Source organism: Reichenbachiella agarivorans (assembly GCF_025502585.1).
In the GTDB taxonomy this organism is placed as follows: Bacteria; Bacteroidota; Bacteroidia; order Cytophagales; family Cyclobacteriaceae; genus Reichenbachiella; species Reichenbachiella agarivorans.
The window spans coordinates 2,374,420-2,393,605 of the sequence record NZ_CP106679.1 but is presented as its reverse complement, the minus strand read 5'-3'; the positions used below and the strand labels follow the sequence as shown (position 1 = coordinate 2,393,605).

Annotated in this window: 21 protein-coding genes; 2 read left to right on the top strand and 19 right to left on the bottom strand. The window is 42.8% G+C overall.

What is annotated here, in order from left to right:
- From N6H18_RS09970 to murI, 3 genes are all read right to left on the bottom strand, one after another.
- Positions 1–924, bottom strand: coding sequence for a 4Fe-4S binding protein (locus N6H18_RS09970; RefSeq protein WP_262308126.1), 924 nt, complete (start codon positions 922–924; stop codon positions 1–3).
- 3 nt (positions 925–927) lie between these two features.
- Positions 928–1,947: an NADH-quinone oxidoreductase subunit NuoH gene (gene nuoH / locus N6H18_RS09965; RefSeq protein WP_262308125.1), complete on the bottom strand. Its 1,020-nt coding sequence runs from the start codon at positions 1,945–1,947 to the stop codon at positions 928–930.
- A gap of 102 nt (positions 1,948–2,049) precedes the next feature.
- Positions 2,050–2,856: a glutamate racemase gene (murI, locus tag N6H18_RS09960; RefSeq protein WP_262308124.1), complete on the bottom strand. Its 807-nt coding sequence runs from the start codon at positions 2,854–2,856 to the stop codon at positions 2,050–2,052.
- Positions 2,857–3,113: 257 nt separating this feature from the next.
- Here murI and N6H18_RS09955 point away from each other — a divergent pair, with 257 nt between their 5' ends.
- Positions 3,114–3,641, top strand: coding sequence for a DUF4442 domain-containing protein (locus tag N6H18_RS09955; protein ID WP_262308123.1), 528 nt, complete (start codon positions 3,114–3,116; stop codon positions 3,639–3,641).
- Positions 3,642–3,658: 17 nt separating this feature from the next.
- Here N6H18_RS09955 and N6H18_RS09950 read toward each other — a convergent pair whose 3' ends face one another.
- From N6H18_RS09950 to N6H18_RS09910, 10 genes are all read right to left on the bottom strand, one after another.
- Positions 3,659–4,111, bottom strand: coding sequence for a hypothetical protein (locus N6H18_RS09950; RefSeq protein ID WP_262308122.1), 453 nt, complete (start codon positions 4,109–4,111; stop codon positions 3,659–3,661).
- Between the two features lie 134 nt (positions 4,112–4,245).
- On the bottom strand, positions 4,246–6,147 hold the full coding sequence (locus N6H18_RS09945) for a S9 family peptidase (protein WP_262308121.1): 1,902 nt from the start codon (positions 6,145–6,147) through the stop codon (positions 4,246–4,248).
- Between the two features lie 60 nt (positions 6,148–6,207).
- The gene (locus tag N6H18_RS09940) at positions 6,208–7,014 is read right to left on the bottom strand and encodes a PhzF family phenazine biosynthesis protein (RefSeq protein ID WP_262308120.1); all 807 of its coding nucleotides are present in this window, start codon (positions 7,012–7,014) and stop codon (positions 6,208–6,210) included.
- A 108-nt stretch (positions 7,015–7,122) separates the two neighbouring features.
- The gene (gene rny, locus N6H18_RS09935; RefSeq protein WP_262308119.1) at positions 7,123–8,685 is read right to left on the bottom strand and encodes a ribonuclease Y; all 1,563 of its coding nucleotides are present in this window, start codon (positions 8,683–8,685) and stop codon (positions 7,123–7,125) included.
- A 58-nt stretch (positions 8,686–8,743) separates the two neighbouring features.
- Positions 8,744–9,028, bottom strand: coding sequence for a cell division protein ZapA (locus tag N6H18_RS09930; protein WP_262308118.1), 285 nt, complete (start codon positions 9,026–9,028; stop codon positions 8,744–8,746).
- A gap of 9 nt (positions 9,029–9,037) precedes the next feature.
- Complete coding sequence (locus N6H18_RS09925; RefSeq protein WP_262308117.1) at positions 9,038–9,334, bottom strand: hypothetical protein; 297 nt, start codon at positions 9,332–9,334, stop codon at positions 9,038–9,040.
- A 1-nt stretch (position 9,335) separates the two neighbouring features.
- A complete protein-coding gene (gene pheT, locus N6H18_RS09920; RefSeq protein WP_316044794.1) occupies positions 9,336–11,378 on the bottom strand; it encodes a phenylalanine--tRNA ligase subunit beta in 2,043 nt (680 codons plus the stop codon).
- Positions 11,365–11,751 carry a hypothetical protein gene (locus N6H18_RS18645; RefSeq protein WP_316044793.1) on the bottom strand — a complete coding sequence of 129 codons (387 nt, stop codon included), beginning with the start codon at positions 11,749–11,751 and terminating at the stop codon, positions 11,365–11,367. Before N6H18_RS18645 ends, pheT begins: the two co-directional genes overlap by 14 nt.
- 244 nt (positions 11,752–11,995) lie before the next feature.
- Complete coding sequence (locus N6H18_RS09915) at positions 11,996–12,409, bottom strand: YkvA family protein (RefSeq protein ID WP_262308116.1); 414 nt, start codon at positions 12,407–12,409, stop codon at positions 11,996–11,998.
- Positions 12,410–12,419: 10 nt separating this feature from the next.
- Positions 12,420–12,941, bottom strand: a complete 522-nt coding sequence (locus N6H18_RS09910) for a DUF7935 family protein (protein ID WP_262308115.1) — start codon at positions 12,939–12,941, stop codon at positions 12,420–12,422.
- A 206-nt stretch (positions 12,942–13,147) separates the two neighbouring features.
- On the opposite strand from N6H18_RS09910, the gene N6H18_RS09905 reads away from it, so the two are divergent.
- Positions 13,148–13,456: a HesB/IscA family protein gene (locus tag N6H18_RS09905; RefSeq protein WP_262308114.1), complete on the top strand. Its 309-nt coding sequence runs from the start codon at positions 13,148–13,150 to the stop codon at positions 13,454–13,456.
- Between the two features lie 12 nt (positions 13,457–13,468).
- Here N6H18_RS09905 and folB read toward each other — a convergent pair whose 3' ends face one another.
- From folB to N6H18_RS09875, 6 genes are all read right to left on the bottom strand, one after another.
- Positions 13,469–13,822, bottom strand: coding sequence for a dihydroneopterin aldolase (gene folB / locus N6H18_RS09900; RefSeq protein ID WP_262308113.1), 354 nt, complete (start codon positions 13,820–13,822; stop codon positions 13,469–13,471).
- A 4-nt stretch (positions 13,823–13,826) separates the two neighbouring features.
- Positions 13,827–14,663, bottom strand: coding sequence for a DivIVA domain-containing protein (locus N6H18_RS09895; protein WP_262308112.1), 837 nt, complete (start codon positions 14,661–14,663; stop codon positions 13,827–13,829).
- A 162-nt stretch (positions 14,664–14,825) separates the two neighbouring features.
- The gene (locus N6H18_RS09890; protein ID WP_262308111.1) at positions 14,826–15,752 is read right to left on the bottom strand and encodes a WD40 repeat domain-containing protein; all 927 of its coding nucleotides are present in this window, start codon (positions 15,750–15,752) and stop codon (positions 14,826–14,828) included.
- Positions 15,753–15,759: 7 nt separating this feature from the next.
- Complete coding sequence (locus N6H18_RS09885; protein WP_262308110.1) at positions 15,760–16,158, bottom strand: HIT family protein; 399 nt, start codon at positions 16,156–16,158, stop codon at positions 15,760–15,762.
- Position 16,159: 1 nt separating this feature from the next.
- Complete coding sequence (gene greA, locus N6H18_RS09880; protein ID WP_262308109.1) at positions 16,160–16,630, bottom strand: transcription elongation factor GreA; 471 nt, start codon at positions 16,628–16,630, stop codon at positions 16,160–16,162.
- Between the two features lie 141 nt (positions 16,631–16,771).
- Positions 16,772–19,039, bottom strand: a complete 2,268-nt coding sequence (locus N6H18_RS09875) for an aconitate hydratase (protein ID WP_262308108.1) — start codon at positions 19,037–19,039, stop codon at positions 16,772–16,774.
- Positions 19,040–19,186: the final 147 nt, after the last annotated feature.

Genomic DNA, 19,186 nt, shown 5'->3' with positions numbered 1-19,186 from the left:
CTATTCGTCGGTCTTTTTAGGTTTTATTTTAGGTCTGAAAACTGGCTTGGCTGCTTTAGGCTTATCGCTATCCGCTGATTGCTGATCGCTTTTTTCATCAGCGTTTGGCGTTGGGCGGTCTGCCTTGGGCGATTCTGCCGTTTTCTGTTTTACCTTCGGACGGAAAACTGGTTTAGCAGCTTTTGGCTTTTCACTTTCCGTCGTATGCTCTTGGCTTTCCGTTGACGGTAGACTGTCGTCCGTTGACTTTTTCATCTTCGGTCGGAACACGGGCTTAGCGTTTGGCGTTTGACGTTCAGCGTTTGGCGCATCAACTGACTGAGCTGCAGCGGGTTTTGCCACAACTGCCTTGGTGGCAGCAGCTTCCGCTTTCAGCTTCTCCGCACTGTACACTTCGAATTCCTTCTTCTTTTCATCCACCAGTTCAGGTGTCATGTCCGAGAACTCAAAATTATGTGCTTTGATGTCAAACACGCTAAAGTCATATTCCTTGGTCATGGTCAAGCACTCCGTAGGACAAACCGTCGTACAGAGACCACAGAAGCAGCACTTCGACATATCAATGTCAAACTTGGCTGCATATATTTTTTTGGATGTCCCATCAGAAGTCTTCCCGATTTCCTCTACCGCTCTCACTGGCTCTATGTCGATACAGTTGACTGGACAGACTTTGGCACACTTGTCACAGACGATACAATCATCAATTTCATTGTGCAATTTGTAGCGTCCATTGTCTGGAACTGGAAACTCCTGAAATGGGTATTGCAGCGTAAAAATCCCCTCCTTATGCTCGAAGTAGTCCTTGTCTGCTACACCAATTGGCTGGCGCGAGGTTCTGGCTTTCAACATGTGAGTGAAAGTGATCTTCAGTCCATACAACATGGATCCAAGCGTCTGAGCGATATTTTTAAAATAGGTCTTCACAGCTTACATCCATATTTTCCAAAATCCCGAAACAAACACCATGAATAGCCCAATAGGAGTCAGGTACTTCCAACTCAATGACATCATCTGATCCACCCTGATTCTAGGGTAGGTCCATCTCACCCACATTTGTAAGAAAATCATAAGCATCGCCTTGGACAGCAACCAAAACGTACCCCAAAGATCTGATGACAGTTCTCCCGCAGTTCCTGAAGTCCAGTCCCCCAATAATACAGGCCCTACATTAGGCAGTGGTGTATTCCAACTCCCAAAGAAAAGTATCACAGCAATCAAAGAAACCAAAAGCATCATCCCATACTCCGAGAGCATGATGACCGCCCATCTGAATCCTGAGTACTCGGTATGAAAACCGCCAATCAGCTCTGATTCCGCCTCTGGCAAATCAAAAGGTGTCCTATTGGATTCGGCCAAAGAGGCTATGAAATAAATCACAAACGGTATGAATAGAAATGGATATTGAATGATGTTCCAGTTGATAAATCCCAATGTACCCACCTGTTGGAAAGAAATTTCTTGAAGACTCAAAGTCTGAGTCAGCATGATCACGCAAAGAATGGACAATCCCAAAGGAATCTCATAAGACACGATCTGTGCCACCGAACGCATCGCACCAAAAAGTGAAAACTTGCTATTCGATCCCCAGCCTGCCATCAGTATGCCTATTACATCCAGCGAAATCACCGCCAGTAAAAAGTAGATGCCTGTTTCCGCAGCTGAGCCCTGGATATTGACAGTAAGTGGCAATACTGCAAATCCTGTAAATACCGAAACGAAAATAACCAATGGCGCAATGACGAAGAGCTTTCTGTCAGCAGCCAGCGCAATGATATCCTCCTTTTGCATCATTTTGAGTACATCAGCAAAAGACTGAAGGATACCGTATTTGCCTACAACCATAGGGCCAAGTCTGTCTTGCATGAACGCAGACACTTTCCTCTCCGCATACACCGCGAAAATGACAAAGACCAGTAGAAAAGGAAGATAGATAAGAAACGCTATCATTGATTGATTTTGAAATCGTAATTTAAAAAATTAAGCAGGGAAAACAGTGCTAGATATCAGCTAGTTTTCGGATGATAATTTATCAATCAGCAACAACAACAATTACTCCCATAGCGGGTACTTCTCAAGATGAATATCTTGATTGAAGAAAAGACTTGCGGCCTTTTCGAAAGCAGGAGTGATATCGGATACAAGAAACTGGTCATTACCTTTGGTTTTCTCTCTGGTTAAATCCTGGGCTTCTAATTGTTGTTTTAAATTCTTGGCTACAATATTAGCCGAATCAATCAACTCTACCTCGTTTTTGTAGAATTCTTTTAGGTCTCGTTTGATAATAGGATAGTGCGTACACCCCAAAATCAGTGCTTCTATGTTTTCAAATCGCTCGTCACCGAGGTATTTGGCAATGATCTCATGGCTAATCGAGTCATGGATGAATCCCTCCTCTATCATCGGTACCAGCAGCGGAGTAGCCAATGAAACTAAGTCCACTGCAATATTCTTTTGCTTAATTTTGGTCTCAAACACGCCAGAATTGACCGTCTGCAAAGTACCTATCAGACCAACTTTTCTATCTACGAACTTCTCCGCCAAGAGGTCGATCACTGGATCGATTACATTGTACACTTTTGCTCTGCTACCGACATATTCCTTCACCAGTTCGAAAGCCGCAGCTGATGCAGAATTACATGCGATCAAGATGACCTTGCATCCACGCTCCAGTAGCACATTGGTGATTTTGATAGAATAAGACTGAATCGTAGTAGCAGATTTGTCCCCATAGGGCAAGTGAGCAGAGTCTCCAAAGTAGATCAAGTCTTCGTTGGGCAAGTAATCCTTCACTGCGCGTGCTACAGTCAATCCACCTGTACCACTATCAAAAATCCCTATTGCTGCGTTTCTATCCATACAGCTGCAAATATGGATTGAATTGTGCAAAATCCTTGAATAGAAAGATGGAGATTTGAAAGCAAAATGAATGCTATAACCTGACTAGGAAATCGGATTGAAAATGCTACAATAAAGATTCATCTTTACAAAAGTCGAATCGTCATATTTCAGGACGGGTCATCGTTTCAATAGGATTGTCCTGACGAATACCCTCCTCACTCACTCCGAAAACAAAAAAGTCATTTATCTTTCAGACTGACAACAAACAAACCCAGATGTACGATAAGATATTTCAGTTTTTGAGTCGCTTCTTCAAGCCCTCATCTCTATTCAAATGGATGTTTAACCTAGCACCCATGTATCGCCGATCCAATGGCAAACTGACATACGTGTCTGACGACATGCACCGCGTCGAAATCATCCTACGGCTGAACTACAAAAACAGAAACTATGTAGGCACCATGTTTGGCGGCAGTATTTTCGCGGCAACCGACCCTATCTACATGATCCAATTGTTACAAATTTTGGGCAAAGACTATGTGGTCTGGGACAAAGCCTCTACGATTTATTTCAAAAGACCCGTGGATCGACATGCATCTGCAGTCTTTGAATTCAGTCCCGAAGAAATCGAAAACATCAAGAAAGATGTAGCAGCAAAAGGAGAAATAGATATAATCAAAATCGTCTCGGTAACGGACAAAAAAGAAATGGTCTTCTCTACGATAGAGAAGACCATTTATATCAGTTCCAAATCCTATTTCAAAGAAAAGCGAAGAAATAGGCAGAAACCTAAAGAATCTTAATTGATGCAATGAGAGCCTTAGAGTGAGCCCAATATCTCAGGTGACTGATCCAAAGTAATAGCTAATAACTCTGCTCTCTTTTCAAGAGCCTTTTGCACTCTTTTCAAGTCATGCTTGTGCAAGATTGTAAAACCTACCTCACCCGTCACCACGATAAAAATCGATTGCTCGTCACGAGAAGCAATATCCATGTTGCGCAGATTTTTGTTAGTACCTTTTGACAAAGAACAATACTTCTCAAAATACAAAACGTCATTGTACACCTCCTGAATACCACCGCTGCTGACAGTCAACAGATAGTACATCTCTGTGTACTTCATTTCTTTGGCAAACAAACTATAGGTCCTATTTCCACTTTCATCAGTAGTTTCTTCGATTACCAAATCATTGCTTTTCCACAAAGCTTCTGTTTGTGCCATAGCTGATACAGCAGCTAGGGTCAACATAAGTATTAAAGTGATTTTTTTCATTTCTGGATTTTACTATGAGACCACAAAGTGAATCAATAAAATCTTTCATTCAAAAAAGTATCCACCTAAAGTGAAAAATAGGTAAATCTACTTATCAAACGGTCGTTTTATAATTCTTTGTCTGCCTCATTTCACTACAAAGTCTCAGACAACCACCTGAAAAATTCTCTCTGCCATACCAACGCATTTTGCGCCGAAAGCACCCAATGATTCTCCTCTGGCAAGTAAAGCAATCGACTCTTGATTCCTTGCAATTGTGCCGCTTGAAATGCCTCCAATCCCTGACCAATTGGCACACGGTAATCCTTCCCTCCTTGCACGATCATGATCGGTGTATCCCACTTTGAGACTTGGTTGATCGGGTTAAATTCACCGAATGATCGCTGGGCTTTTTCATTTTCTTCTTCCCAATACGCACCTCCCAGATCCCAATTCACAAAAAACATTTCTTCCGTAGTCCCATACATACTACGCCAATTGAATATCCCATCATGAGCGATAAAAGACTTGAAACGTCCCTCATGCATTCCTGCCAAATAGAATACAGAATACCCTCCATAGCTTGCTCCCACCGCTCCCAAGCGATCTTTGTCTACATATTCTTCTTTAGCCACATCGTCGATAGCAGCTAAATAATCTTGCATATTTTGCCCTCCGTAATCGGTACTGATTTGCTCATTCCATTCCACACCGTGACCAGGCATACCTCTGCGGTTGGGTGCTACGATGATATAGCCTTTGGCTGCCATGAGTTGAAAATTCCATCTGTATGAATAAAACTGACTCAATGCTCCCTGAGGACCTCCCTGACAGTACAACAGCGTTGGGTATTTCTTTTTGGGATCAAAATCTGGAGGATAAATCACCCAGGTCACCATTTTTTTATTATCTGTAGTGCTGACCATCCTTTTCTCTACCTTGCTCATGCTAATGCCTTTGTACTTTACATCATTGACATGCGTCAATTGTTTCATCGAGCCGTCTTTGAGATTGACAGCATAAAGTTCTGTAGCATGATTCATATCACTGCGACCTACGACCAATGTAGTACCAGATTGTCCTACTATGTTGACCACATCAAACTGACCCTTGGTGATCTGACGCACGACAGGCATCTTCCTTGCAGAGCCAGGGAAATCCACCATAAACAAATGCTTGGCGCCACCCACTGGTGCCACAAAATAAATTTTCTTACCTTTCTCTCCCCACAAGAAAGACTCCACCGTACCATCCCAATGCTCTGTCAAGTTGTACTTGGTCTGGCGGTATTCTACCACGATATCATTCTTGTCCGACTCATAGCCATCACGCTTCATGCTCAACCATGCTAGAACCCCCGTCGGTGAAAACGCAGGGCTGTTATCATAGCCCTCCATCCCTTTGGTCAGGTTGGTAGTAGTCAGGTTGTTGAGGTCATAAACAAAAATATCTGTATTGGTACTGGTCGCGTATGCTGCGCCTGTTTTGCTCTTGGTGACATATAGTACCTGGTGACTCCTCGGGTTCCAAATATAATCCTCATCTCCTCCAAATGGCTGGGTAGGGCAGTGAAACACTTTATTGTTCATGATATCGGTCTCTTCTCCACTCTCCAAATCCGTGAGAAAAACGTGGTTGTAGCTACCATCAGCCCATGTATCCCAATGTCTATACATCAAGTCATCATAGATCATCGCTTCGGATCGATCGAGATCAGGATAGTAGTCCTTGCCTGCCACATTTTGAATCTTGACAGCTTGATGACTCAATTTGTATTTGCCGTCTGGCGAGACATTCTTGTCCGCAATCAAGGTGCTGGGATCTGCTACCGAGACAGCTGTACCGCCTTTCAATGGCACGGTATAGTAACTGGTTGATTTGGTATTTTCTTCGCTGTTGTAATAAGTCACCCCATAAACTACCTTGGTCTTGTCAGTAGACAAACCCAAAGGGCTGACCCGTCCCAATTGCCAAAGCAATTCGGCAGTCATGGTACCTTGTGCTGCACCAACAAAACTTAGTAGAGAAAGTGAGAGGTATAAAATGATCTTTTTCATGGTTGAATGTATCTGTAATGCTTGCAGGCAATATACAAAAATGTCAGGGCTATGTCCAGTTTAAATCCTAAGATCACCCGTCATCATTATTACAGCAGAGCTGGTGATCTCAAGATGCCCCTTCTCATCCAGCTCAAGAAACATAAATCCTCCTCTTTGCGAAACTTGGTAGGCATGAAGCTGCGACTTACCCAACTTGTCTGACCAGTATTTAGCCAATACCGTATGGGCAGCTCCCGTCACGGGATCCTCATCACTACCAGCCCATGGCCAGAAATACCGTGACACAAAATCATAATCACTCTCGCTCTTGGCAGTCACTATTACCCCATCAATGCCGGTGTAGCTATTGACCAAGGCTTTAAAATCTGGCTTAATTGTTCGCAGAACAGCTTCACTCTCAATCTCTAAAAGCAGCATTTTTGTATCCTTTGCCAATCGACTAGCGATTGCCTTGTCGATTCCCAAAGCTTGCATCATGGGCTCAGGCAGATCGATCGCAACAGAGTCATACAACGGGAACTTCATCATGATTTGATCTCCTCTCCTCTCACAATATAGCCTAAGCCCTCCAATCGTATCGAAGATCACCTGGTTCATTTGCACATCGAGCATGAAGAGTATTTTGGCAGCAGACAGAGTGGCGTGTCCACAGAGCGGAATTTCTTGTCGTGGAGAAAAGTACCTGACACCAAAATGATTTTCTGATTTCCTAATTATAAAACCTGTCTCGGAGAGATTGTACTCAACAGCAATCTGCTGCATGAGCTCCTCCGTCAATGGTTCTTCCAGGAGACAAATCGCTGCGGGGTTGCCCGTAAATGGCTGATCCGTAAACGCATCCACAGTATAAGTTTTAATTCCCATTTCTGTAATTTAATCAAAGTTAGCAATTAACTACTACGGCAATGGTCAAACAAAAAATCCCTTCTCACACTAGTCAAGAAGGGATTTATATTCATACTTTTTGCGATTTTACTTTGCGTAACTGATTGATCGCATCTCACGGATGACCGTCACCTTGATCTGACCTGGGTACTGCATATCATTTTCTATTTTGGATGAAATCCCAAAAGACAAATCGCTCGCTTGCTTATCGGATACATTGTCTGCGTCTACCAGTACACGCAATTCACGTCCAGCCTGGATTGCATAGCATTTGTGCACCCCTTCGAACCCAAGTGCCAAGGCCTCTAGATCCTTCAATCGCTTGATGTATGACTCCATCACCTCACGTCTGGCTCCAGGTCTAGATCCAGAAATCGCATCACAGGTCTGTACAATCGGAGATATCAGAGACGTCATCTCAATCTCATCATGGTGAGCACCTATCGCATTGCATACCTCTTTGTTTTCCTTGTATTTCATCGCCAACTCCATCCCGAGGATAGCATGTGGTTGCTCTGGCTCCTCTGGCCAAACTTTCCCAATATCATGTAGCAATCCTGCTCTCTTAGCAAGTTTTGCATTCAAGCCTAGTTCTGCGGCGAGTGTCGCACAAAGCTTGGCCACCTCTCTAGAGTGTTGGAGCAGGTTCTGACCATATGACGATCTGAATCTCATTCTTCCTACCATCTTGATCAACTCAGGATGCAGTCCGTGGATTCCAAGATCAATCACCGTTCTTTCTCCGATCTCTACGATTTCTTCTTCGATGTTTTTGGTCGTCTTGGCCACAATCTCTTCGATACGTGCAGGGTGAATTCTACCGTCCGTCACCAGCCTGTGTAGAGACAGTCTTGCCACTTCTCTTCTGACCGGATCAAAACCTGAAATAATAATCGCCTCTGGTGTATCATCCACTATGATTTCTACACCCGTAGCGGCTTCCAAAGCACGAATATTTCGTCCTTCTCTACCGATGATTTTTCCTTTGACATCATCACTCTCAATGTTGAAGATAGATACGCAATTCTCTATCGCATGCTCAGTCGCTGTACGTTGAATTGTTTGAATGACAATCTTCTTCGCTTCCTTGGTAGCGGTGAGTTTTGCCTCCTCTATGATGTCCTTGATATGAGATGATGCTTTGGTTCGCGCCTCATCTTTGAGTGTCTCTTTGAGCTGCTCGATGGCTTCACTAGCAGATAGATTAGAAATCTTCTCCAATGCCATGGTTTGCTCTTCTTGCTTTTTGTCCAGTTCTTCTTTGCGACGCTTCAGAATCTCCAATTGTGCCTCTAGATTCTCCTTTTGACTCTCTAGTTCGGCCTCTGCTCGTTTGTTTTGTTCAAACTGTTTGGACAGTTGACTTTCCCGTTGCTTGACCTTGTTTTCGTTGGCAATGATTTGATTCTTTTTGCGATTCGATTCTTCCTCGAACTCAGACTTCATTTTCAGGAACTTCTCCTTTGCCTCAATGATCCGTTCCTTTTTGATATTTTCCGCATCAATAGTGGCTTCCTTCAAGATGATTTCTGCTCTACTTTCTGCTTCGTTGATCTTTTTGCCTTCAGCCCTTTTGACCAAAATTTTATTGATTGCAAATCCAATGGATATCCCAGCAATCGCGATGATAATATAAATTGTACTTTCCATGATGTATATATATGATGATCATGGCAAGGTCAATTAGACTCTATTCTGATGAATATAATTAGAGAGATTCAGAGATCAGTTGGTTCAGTTTGCTTATTTGTTCCATAGCAGTTTCATCAATAATCTGTCGTGTCTCCGATGACTGCAGTAGCTGTACATAACTATCGATCGCTACCATTGCCAGCAAATCTTGCTTGTCATCAATATGAAACTGCTCTTGATAAAACTTTAACTTTTCATTTATTTTCTTACCCGCAGCACGTATTGTCGCCTCTTCTTGAGCCGGCACCTTCATTGGGTATTCTCTGTTTCCAATCTTTATTTTTATTGATAATTCTCCCATTGAGATCTTTTATTCGCTCAATTGAGCAATACACTTATCAACTTCAATTATATACTCATTTAGCAAGTTGCCTAACGCTTCAGTGTCCCTTTCGTCCACTACCATGCCATTCACAATTTTACTAATTTTATCTTTATTTTGAAAGCCTTCGATTTGTCGGTTCTTTTCCTCCAAAACTTCTTTCAATTTATAATTTTCAGCCTTCAAAACCTCTAATTCTGAATCCTTTTTCTTGAAGTCATTCAACAACAAAATCAATTTTCTTTCGAGCTGATTGAGCTCTGATCTTAAGAGGTTATCTGCCATTTTACTTTCTAATTATCGCATTCAATTCGTTTTCAAAACCACTCATCAATGCTTGCATGGTTTTGTCAATCAACTTGTCATTCAAGGTTTTGTTTTCATCTTGGAGGATAAAACTCAATGCATAAGATTTCTTTCCTTCTCCTAAATTCTCCCCTTCGTACACGCTGAATACATTGATTCGTTTCACCAGTCGTTTGCTCTCCTTTTGAGCAATACTCATGATTTCGCTGAATTGAACTTTTTTATCAATCACCAGTGACAAATCTCTCCTCACCTCTGGAAACTTGGATACCTCCTTGTAAAGTGTGCTTTTTCCGTACTGCTTGAGCAACGCTGCCCACTGTACCTCTGCATAAAACACTTCCTGACTCACACCCACAATCTTGCAGAGTTTACTTTTGAGTTTCCCAAAAGACATCAACAGTTTGCCATCGACGCTCAAATCAAGACCGTACTCAAACACTTGATTTTCAGTCGGTACAGAATCCACAGCTGTCACACTAAATTTATCTAATAATTTATGAACCACAGCAGACATGTCATGAAAATCAACCGACTTTTTATTTACACTCCAGCTTTCCTCTGATTGTTGTCCTGTGAAAAACAAAGCCAATTGTTCCTGCTCTTTGTACTTATCTCCTTTTTTTTGATAGATTTTTCCGAATTCGAAAAACTTAAGATTGGGTTGCTTTCTGTTGATATTGTGTTTGAGCGACTCTAAACCAGAAAAGACCAAGGTCTGACGCATCACACCCAACTCTTCACTCAATTTATTGAGGACTGCTACATTTTCATCCATCGACCACAATCCCGCCTTGACATAGTAGTCAGGATTGGATAGAGAGTTGCTCATGATCTCGTTCATCCCCAATGCTGACAGGTACAAACCTGCCTTCTCTTGTATTTTATCTTTGTCTGGTGTGGGAAAATTAGCCAAATATCCAGCTGAGGAGTACTCCTCTAGCTCTACATTGTTGTAGCCATAGATACGCAAAATCTCCTCGATCACATCAGCTTCTCTTGTAACATCAAATCGATAAGGAGGCACTACCGCCACAAATCCTGCTTCGGTAGCTTCTGTCACCTGAATATCCAAGTCCTCCAAAATGGTCTTGATAGTCTCCTTGGGCAATTGCACGCCTATGAGTCGATCGATATTCTTGTATGACATCTTTACTTGCTGATCTTTGATTTCAGTTGGGTAAATATCAACTATCTCCGAGCTGATCTGGCCTCCTGTCAATTCCTTGATCAACAGAGCGGCCCATTTCAAAGCATCGATGACCATCCTCGGATCAGTTCCTCGCTCAAATCTAAATGATGCATCGGTCTTCAAGCCATGTCTCGTCGCAGTGTTGCGCACATAATCTGACGAGAAATATGCTGACTCCAGAAATATCTCTGTAGTAGTATCCTTTACACCAGATTTTACTCCACCGAAAACCCCAGCAATGCACATCCCTTCTGATTCATTGCATATCATCAAATCTTTGGCTGACAGTTTTCTTTCTTTCTCATCCAAAGTGACAAACGTAGTTCCTTCTGCCAAGGTCTTAACTACCACTTTGTCTCCTTTGATCTCACTCAAATCAAAAGCATGCATCGGTTGCCCAAGCGAGTGCAACACGAAATTGGTCACATCCACCACATTGTTGATAGGTGCTAGACCTATGCTATTCAACTTTGCCTTGAGCCACTTTGGAGAATCCTCAACTTTGATATTCGTCATCGTCAATCCAGCGTATCTAGGACACGCATCCAAATTCTCCACGACGACTTGTACAGGGCGAGAGCTATTATCTACCTTGAAACCCGACAAATCTGGGAACTTGACAGCACGACCAAAGGCGGCTTTCAAGTCACGAGCCACCCCAAAATGCGAAGCAGCATCTGCTCTGTTGGGCGTAAGACCTATCTCAATGACTGTATCTATACTTGGCTTAAAATAATCTGCCGCTGGCGTACCGTTTGGCAAATCCGTATCCAATATCATGATACCATCGTGCGAGCTACCTAAACCTATCTCGTCTTCAGCACAAATCATCCCAAGCGATTCTGCCCCCCTGATTTTGGCCTTTTTGATTTTGAAAAGATTCTCCTCCCACTGGATACAGGGTGGCTCCTACTGTCGCTACCACTACCTTTTGTCCTGCTGCGACATTGGGTGCGCCGCAAACAATGGGTGATAATTCATCCGCTCCTATGTCCACAGTCGTCAAGCTCAATTTATCAGCGTCTGGATGTGGTTGACAGGTCATTACTTCTCCTATCACCAGACCAGCTAAGCTTCCTTCGATTTCTTCTACTTCTTCATAGCCTTCTACTTCCAATCCCGTACTGGTCAGAGTTTGTGAGATTTTCTCAATCCCTTCTTCCAGATCTATGTATTCCTTTAACCAATTAAGTGAAATCTTCATTTATAAATAAGCAATTTAGCTTTGGATAAAACAAAGCGGTAAAATTAAGAAAATAAGGGAGTCTTCGACCTAGAATTAGGTTCTTCTTTTTCTGAAAAGAGTGGTGGTAAGCACAATGGCCATTCCAAATACCATCACCAGGTAATTCCACTTAGGTTCACCGAGCTTGTAAGACCTCAAAAATTCGGCTGTCCCGAGGAATAAAAGGAGAAATCCTCCCAATACCCCGATTTTCTGCAACTTCTTAGGATTCATCCTCTACCTCCAATTCAAGCGTATTTTCCCACATTTCAAATCGCTCAATGTCCTCCTTGACGCTGTTGTACACCCAAAAAAGAATGGCAATATCATCAGTCAATCCCAATGCTGGAATGAAGTCAGGGATCACATCCAGTGGTGTAATAAAATACAACATCGCTCCAGCGGACAACAAGAGTGTTCTCCAAGGAATTTCGCGGTATTCTCCAGTGACCTGCGCTTTGAGCATTCTCAAGACTACCATCACCTTGTAAGAGAAATCCTTGAGCTGTTCGTTGCTACTCATGATTCCTTTGAGTTTCTCGGTAGCCGAACTTATCAAGTTGCTCACCCTGTGATTATCGCTCAACAAGCCTTCTGCTTTTTCCTTATACTTTTTAAATACCTTTTCCTTGTTCATAACATTGGAGTTAAAAATTCTTTTGGATTTCTTCCTTCACAAAGACTAACGCACGATCTACCTGCAAAGATTCCTGAGCCATGACTCTTTCAAACACTTTCCTTGCCAAATCTATGCTTTGGGCATCCTGGCCCAGCGTCCCAGCAGCCTCATTGATGATCATAACGATCTCATCCATGGCATTTTTGACCACTTCCCATGCAGGTACACTCATGTACACCTGCTGTGATAGGTTGTGAGAGAATTCTTCTCTCACCTCATGCAATAGCACATGCTGAAATTCAATAGCTGTCATCCCTCCAACATTCAATCTGACGATCAGGTTTTTAGGGGTGATCCTTTCGAGATACAAACAAATGCGTTCATAGGCTTGCAATCTGAGCGGCAAAACAATCTCTGTATTCTTGAGTTTGATCTCTATCAGCTTGCTGTCAAATTCTTTTCTGATAAACATACGCGCGACCAAATACATGGCGTACAATACCAATCCTGCAGGGAGGATTATTTTTCCAAATTCAATGAGTGCTTCCAACTAAAGTTTCGTTTATACCTGAATGGTTTCATTCAAGTGTGAATAATGAATGGTTATCACAAATAGTTGGATTGAATGTTCAAATCATTGATTTCAATACCATTAACCATGTATCAAATAACCATTAACGCCTGAATTGCATCATTCAGGTTAAAGTGTAAATCAAAAATAAGTAATTTTGCATTAGCAACGTAGCAAATCAATTCATGGATATCGAACCCGTCAACATTACCACCAAAGCCATCGCAGAAGTCCGCAATATTATGGACAACAAGGGAATTCCCAAAGATTACTCGTTGAGGATAGGAATCAAAGGAGGTGGTTGTGGAGCTCTAGGCTATGTCATAGGATTTGACAAGGCCAACGATGGTGACATCACCTACTCACAACAAGACATTCCCATCGTGATTGACAAAAAGCACGTCATGTATTTGATAGGTCTAGAAGTGGATTTTATAGAAGAGTCAGACGCCCGTGGCTTTAGCTTTATCAAACCCGGAGAGAAAGTGTCTTGAGTCAAAGTTGATTTAAAGCACAGTCTTCAATGTCACAGAAGCCTTGTGACAAACGCCTTTGATGGGGGGATTGTGTTTGCTGACTGTCGTTTGTACAGAAATAATCGCAGGAAAACTGCGAATGACTCTTTGATTGATAGTAATGGCCAGGGTCTCCAATAGTTTGGTAGAAATCTTCATTACCTCGTCAACGATACTATAGATCACCTCATAGTTTACCGTAGCATAAAGATTGTCATCATTGATCTCGATGGGATCAGCCAACTCTACTTCTACATCGATGGTGTACTTGTTTCCAATTTCTCTCTCCTGATCATAGAACCCATGATGTGAAAAGAAATCTAGGCCTTCCAGCTTTACTAGCATGTGATTAATCTTCTAACTGATCAAAAAAAGACAGGTCTTTGTTGGAGACTTTCTTCTCTACAGAAAGTGCTTTGGGTTTGGTCGCTGGCTCTCGTGAGATAGGATTGCTATCCATGATGTAATTCTTCTTCACTTGACGTTTGTCATTCTCAGAAATCCCAAATTCATCCGTGGCTACTTCCAATTTTGCCTTGGGGACCACCACTGGTGTCGGCTTGGCAAATTCTTCTGAATCAAAATTGATAGACTCAGCTTTGTGCTCTACACGCTCACTGGTTTCACGAAGCATGCGCTTCACCTTCTTCAAGTGTGTTTCTATGCCTGATTCTTGATGCTTGATTTTTTCGACCTTGTTCATCATATCGCCAGACAAAACTCGGAGTTGAGAAATCACATTGTCTCTTTGGTTCTCGATGATTCGGTAGTCTTCCTCTAGTTCTTTGACCTCATTGGTCATTTCATTGATGATTTCTTTGGCCTGATCCTCGGCTCTGTCTATCATGGCTCTGGCTTTGTTTTTGGCATCATTCATCAAGGCTTCTGCATTGATCTGCGTCTCTCTCATGTGTAGTTCAGCCATTTTGTTGGCCTGATCCACCACACTAGCGCCAGTATCTTCTGCGGTTTTGAGGGTTTTGAATAAGGTATTTTCTACCTCTCGCAGTTTTTGAACCTCCTTTTCCAGCTTTTCTACTTGTGTACTAAGTCCCTTTTTTTCATCGAGCAAGCGCTCCCATTCGTGAGACAGGGACAATAAAAACGCATGAACTTCTTCTTTGTTGATACCGCGAAAGGCCTTTTCAAAAGATTTTTGCCTAATTTCTAGAGGTGTGATTTTCATAACTTAAACTTTTAACCATACTCACAGTAGTCACTGAGAGTTTGCTCAACCAAACAAAACCATCGATAAAACAGGTCTCATCTAATTAAAATTACATAATTAGCACGTAAAATTTGGTAGTTTATTTATTCTAAGGGCGGCTTCCTTACGCAATAATACGCATTATTCTGCAATATTAATATCCCATACGGATATTGAACGGTCGTCGCTACACGAAATCAAAAAATTATTAAACCTTGTCCACAACAGTTTATTCACAGAGGTTAGATGCCCACCATGTCTTGCTTTGTCTATGACCTTGATCAATCGGCGTTCTTTGTACTGCCATATTTTGATCGTTTTGTCCATGCTGGCTGTCGCCAACAATTGTGAATCGGGACTAAAAACCACTTCATTGATCGCGTACATGTGAGCGTTGATACTCTCTAGTAGCGTCAGCTCAGCACCTACGACTGACCAATATTTGAGTCGGGCATCTCGTCCTCCTGAGATCAACACATGGTCTTGTGCCTGGTGAGCCAAGGAAAAAACAGACTTGTCATGTGCATGCGTCTGATCTTGAATCTCATAAGAATACAAATCAATGGATACAATATGACCATCACTTGTTCCTACCAGACACTCATGATCGTTGACCACCAAAATAGTCCTCAAGTTCTGATCTGAAATGATAGACTTCTTAAGAATCTTCAGCGTTTTCAAATCAATGATAAAAAACTCTCCTCCTGCTGTAGCTACTAGAATCAACCCATTGTAGACTTTGATGTCATAAATAGCTAGGGTATTCAGTTTCAAGGATCCTACTTCAGTCCTATCAGAGAGCTGGATCAGGTGGAGACCTTCATAGTTTTGTCCTACAATCAGCACATCGATCTCGGGCACATAGCAGAGCGCATAGACGGATGCAGGGACTTTGGCAATGAGTCTGCCGTTTTCATGTTGGTTGAGATCCCACTCAATCACATAGCCATCTCCACCCGCCGAATAAAACAGTTCATCCTTGCCTCCGGACACCACCGTATAGACGGCGTCCTGATGTCCTGTATAGGTATGAACTTTTCTTATTTCTACTTTTGGTACTGCTGGCATGGGGTTTTTATAGCAAGATGGCTCCTTTGATATTCTTAGCCATCAAGGACAGCTCTTCTTTTCCCAAACACAATTTGGGTTTAGAAAAATTCATATCATCCATCGACTGCATGGGTATCAAATGCACATGGGCATGGGGTACTTCCAATCCGATCACTGTCACACCTACTCTCAGGCATGGCACTACAGCTTGAATACCCAATGCGACTTTTTTTGCAAAACGATGCAGACCTAAAAGAACGTCATCCTCTAAATCAAAGATATAATCAACTTCCTTTTTCGGGACGGCAAGACAATGCCCTTCTACCAAAGGATTGATATCTAAAAATGCAATGTAATCTTCTGTTTCGGCAACTATATGGGCAGGTATCTCTCGGTTGATGATTTTCGTGAATATACTTGCCATCTTAAAGCCCTATTTCTAATATTTCAAAGTCAATGTTGCCTGCCGGTGCTTGTACTGTAGCTATGTCACCAATTTTCAAGCCTAGCAATCCCTTGCCTATGGGTGATTTGATAGAGATTTTTCCTGATTTCAAATCTGCCTCCTCTTCTGCTACGAGCATGTACTTCACCTCCATGCCATTTTTGACATTCTTAATTTTCACTTTGGATAGGATCGAAACTTTAGATGTGTCAATTTGAGATTCATCAATGACACGCGCATTTCCTACCACTGCTTCCAACTTGGCAATCTTCAACTCAAGTAGACCTTGAGCATCCTTAGCAGCATCGTACTCAGCGTTTTCACTCAAATCTCCCTTGTCTCTTGCTTCCGCAATTTGCTTGGCAATGTCAGTTCTCCCCTTCGTTCTGAGATCGTTCAACTCAGCCTTCAATTTTTGAAGACCTTCCTCTGTGTAATATGAAACTCCCATTTTTAGTATGTTTATAAATAAAAAAGAACGGTCTCATTCCTGAAACCGTTTCTTGTATTTCTTGATATTGATTTTACAAAGCTAGGGAAAATCGGTCACCAATCAAATTATTGGATTGATTCGTGACCAGTTCTTCTCTTATTAAGCGTTGTTTTCCAATTTGATAAGATTCAAGGCTGAGCCAGCTTTGAACCAACCGATTTGTCCCGCATTGTATGTATGATTTGCCATGATGGTATCTTGTGATCCATCAGCATGTTTTGCAATGATTGTCAAAGGCTTACCTGGAGCAAAATCTTTCAAATCCACAAAATCAAATGTGTCATCTTCTTGGATTTTGTCATAGTCTGCTTCGTTGGCAAAGGTCAAACCCAACATGCCTTGCTTCTTCAAATTGGTCTCGTGTATTCTGGCAAAAGACTTCACCAAAACAGCAATCACACCCAAATGTCGTGGCTGCATCGCTGCGTGCTCTCTAGAAGAACCTTCACCGTAATTTTGATCCCCCACCACTATGGTCGGAATACCTGCCGCTTTGTACTTTCTTTGTACATCAGGCACACCGCCATAAGAACCATCCAATTGGCTTTTTACCTTGTCCGTCTGACCATTGAAGGCGTTGACCGCTCCTGTCAGGGTATTGTTGGCAATGTTGTCCAAATGCCCTCGGAATCTCAACCATGGACCCGCCATAGAAATGTGATCGGTGGTGCATTTGCCTTGCGCTTTGATCAGCAATTTGGCTCCCGTGATATTCTCTCCATTCCAAGGTTGGAAGGGCTCCAATAACTGCAATCTCTTTGAATCTGGGTCTACGGCTACTTGGATTTTGGATCCATCGGCAGCTGGTTCTTTGTACCCAGCGTCCTCCACTGCAAATCCCTTGCTGGGCAACTCGTCCCCTTTAGGAGGGTGCAATTTTACCTGCTCACCTGCGGCATTGGTCAAGGTATCTGTGATAGGATTGAAACCCAAATCTCCTGAAATGGCGATGGCTGCTACCATCTCTGGTGAGGTCACAAACGCATGCGTATTGGGATTGCCATCCGCTCTCTTGGCAAAATTTCGGTTGAAAGAGTGAACGATGGTGTTTTTCTCTTGTTTGTCTGCACCTGCTCTCGCCCACTGACCAATACAGGGTCCACATGCATTGGTAAATACCTTGGTTCCCATTTTCTCAAAGGTCCTGATGATTCCGTCTCTTTCGATGGTGTATCTCACTTGCTCAGAGCCTGGGTTGATCCCAAACTCAGCTTTGGGTTTGATGCCATGCGCTACAGCCTGCTCTACGATGGATGCCGCTCTAGACATGTCTTCGTACGAAGAGTTGGTACATGATCCAATCAATCCCCATTCCACTTTGGTTGGCCATCCATTGGCGGTGGCCTTTTCTCTCATTTCTGCAACTGGTGTTGCCAAGTCTGGCGTGAACGGACCGTTGACGTGTGGAGACAAAGTAGACAGGTCGATTTCTATCACTTGATCAAAATATTTTTCTGGATTAGCATAGACCTCGTCATCCCCTGTCAAATGTTCTTTGATCGTGTTGGCTAGATCGGCTACCTCCGCTCGGTCAGTCGCTCTGAGGTATCTCTCCATTGACTCATCGTAACCAAATGTAGAAGTGGTCGCGCCAATCTCTGCGCCCATGTTGCAGATGGTGCCTTTGCCCGTACAAGACAGGTTTTTAGCTCCCTCGCCGAAGTATTCTACGACTGCTCCCGTACCGCCTTTGACAGTCAAGATGCCTGCTACTTTCAAGATCACATCTTTGGCAGATGTCCATCCGTTGAGTTTGCCAGTCAATTTCACTCCGATCAACTTAGGGAATTTCAACTCCCAAGCCATACCAGCCATGACGTCCACTGCATCCGCTCCGCCGACTCCTACCGCGATCATCCCTAGACCGCCAGCATTGACGGTGTGTGAATCTGTCCCGATCATCATCCCTCCCGGGAATGCATAATTTTCTAACACCACTTGGTGAATAATCCCTGCTCCTGGTTTCCAGAAGCCTATTCCATACTTGCTAGACACGGAATCCAAGAAATTGAACACTTCATTGGAGGTATTGAGTGCATTTTGCAAATCGACGTCTGCACCTACTTTGGCTTGGATCAAGTGGTCACAGTGTACGGTAGTGGGGACCGCTACTTGAGGCTTGCCTGCTTGCATGAACTGCAAGAGTGCCATCTGTGCGGTGGCGTCCTGACAGGCGATCCGGTCTGGTGCAAAATCTACATAAGACTCTCCTCTCTTGTAGATCTCAGTCGGCCCTCCATCATAGAGGTGAGAATAGAGGATTTTCTCCGAAAGGGTCAATGGTTTCCCTGTCAATTTTTTCGCTTTGTTGATTCTATCCCCGATTTGAGAATAGACTTTTTTTATCATATCGAGATCAAATGCCATAGAATGTGTGTTTTGCTTTCTGTTAATACTCTAAGTTAAGATTAAACGAGTACTTATTAAAGTAGTTATGAATATAAGCACGAGGATATTGTCAACAAACCCAGCTGACGACTTGTTTCTGAGGAATTTCTTTCAAGTTACGCTTTT

What these genes read in the sequence shown, in the direction of transcription:
- N6H18_RS09955 (WP_262308123.1), top strand. Translation starts at nt 3,114, where the DNA reads ATGTACGATAAGATATTTCAGTTTTTGAGTCGCTTCTTCAAGCCCTCA.
- N6H18_RS09915 (WP_262308116.1), bottom strand. Translation starts at nt 12,409, where the DNA reads ATGAACAAGGAAAAGGTATTTAAAAAGTATAAGGAAAAAGCAGAAGGC.
- greA (WP_262308109.1), bottom strand. Translation starts at nt 16,630, where the DNA reads ATGGGAGTTTCATATTACACAGAGGAAGGTCTTCAAAAATTGAAGGCT.
- N6H18_RS09895 (WP_262308112.1), bottom strand. Translation starts at nt 14,663, where the DNA reads ATGAAAATCACACCTCTAGAAATTAGGCAAAAATCTTTTGAAAAGGCC.
- murI (WP_262308124.1), bottom strand. Translation starts at nt 2,856, where the DNA reads ATGGATAGAAACGCAGCAATAGGGATTTTTGATAGTGGTACAGGTGGA.
- N6H18_RS09885 (WP_262308110.1), bottom strand. Translation starts at nt 16,158, where the DNA reads ATGGCAAGTATATTCACGAAAATCATCAACCGAGAGATACCTGCCCAT.
- nuoH (WP_262308125.1), bottom strand. Translation starts at nt 1,947, where the DNA reads ATGATAGCGTTTCTTATCTATCTTCCTTTTCTACTGGTCTTTGTCATT.
- N6H18_RS18645 (WP_316044793.1), bottom strand. Translation starts at nt 11,751, where the DNA reads ATGAAGATTTCACTTAATTGGTTAAAGGAATACATAGATCTGGAAGAA.
- N6H18_RS09925 (WP_262308117.1), bottom strand. Translation starts at nt 9,334, where the DNA reads ATGGCAGATAACCTCTTAAGATCAGAGCTCAATCAGCTCGAAAGAAAA.
- N6H18_RS09905 (WP_262308114.1), top strand. Translation starts at nt 13,148, where the DNA reads ATGGATATCGAACCCGTCAACATTACCACCAAAGCCATCGCAGAAGTC.
- N6H18_RS09945 (WP_262308121.1), bottom strand. Translation starts at nt 6,147, where the DNA reads ATGAAAAAGATCATTTTATACCTCTCACTTTCTCTACTAAGTTTTGTT.
- pheT (WP_316044794.1), bottom strand. Translation starts at nt 11,378, where the DNA reads ATGATTTGTGCTGAAGACGAGATAGGTTTAGGTAGCTCGCACGATGGT.
- rny (WP_262308119.1), bottom strand. Translation starts at nt 8,685, where the DNA reads ATGGAAAGTACAATTTATATTATCATCGCGATTGCTGGGATATCCATT.
- N6H18_RS09875 (WP_262308108.1), bottom strand. Translation starts at nt 19,039, where the DNA reads ATGGCATTTGATCTCGATATGATAAAAAAAGTCTATTCTCAAATCGGG.
- N6H18_RS09950 (WP_262308122.1), bottom strand. Translation starts at nt 4,111, where the DNA reads ATGAAAAAAATCACTTTAATACTTATGTTGACCCTAGCTGCTGTATCA.
- folB (WP_262308113.1), bottom strand. Translation starts at nt 13,822, where the DNA reads ATGCTAGTAAAGCTGGAAGGCCTAGATTTCTTTTCACATCATGGGTTC.
- N6H18_RS09930 (WP_262308118.1), bottom strand. Translation starts at nt 9,028, where the DNA reads ATGGGAGAATTATCAATAAAAATAAAGATTGGAAACAGAGAATACCCA.
- N6H18_RS09940 (WP_262308120.1), bottom strand. Translation starts at nt 7,014, where the DNA reads ATGGGAATTAAAACTTATACTGTGGATGCGTTTACGGATCAGCCATTT.
- N6H18_RS09890 (WP_262308111.1), bottom strand. Translation starts at nt 15,752, where the DNA reads ATGCCAGCAGTACCAAAAGTAGAAATAAGAAAAGTTCATACCTATACA.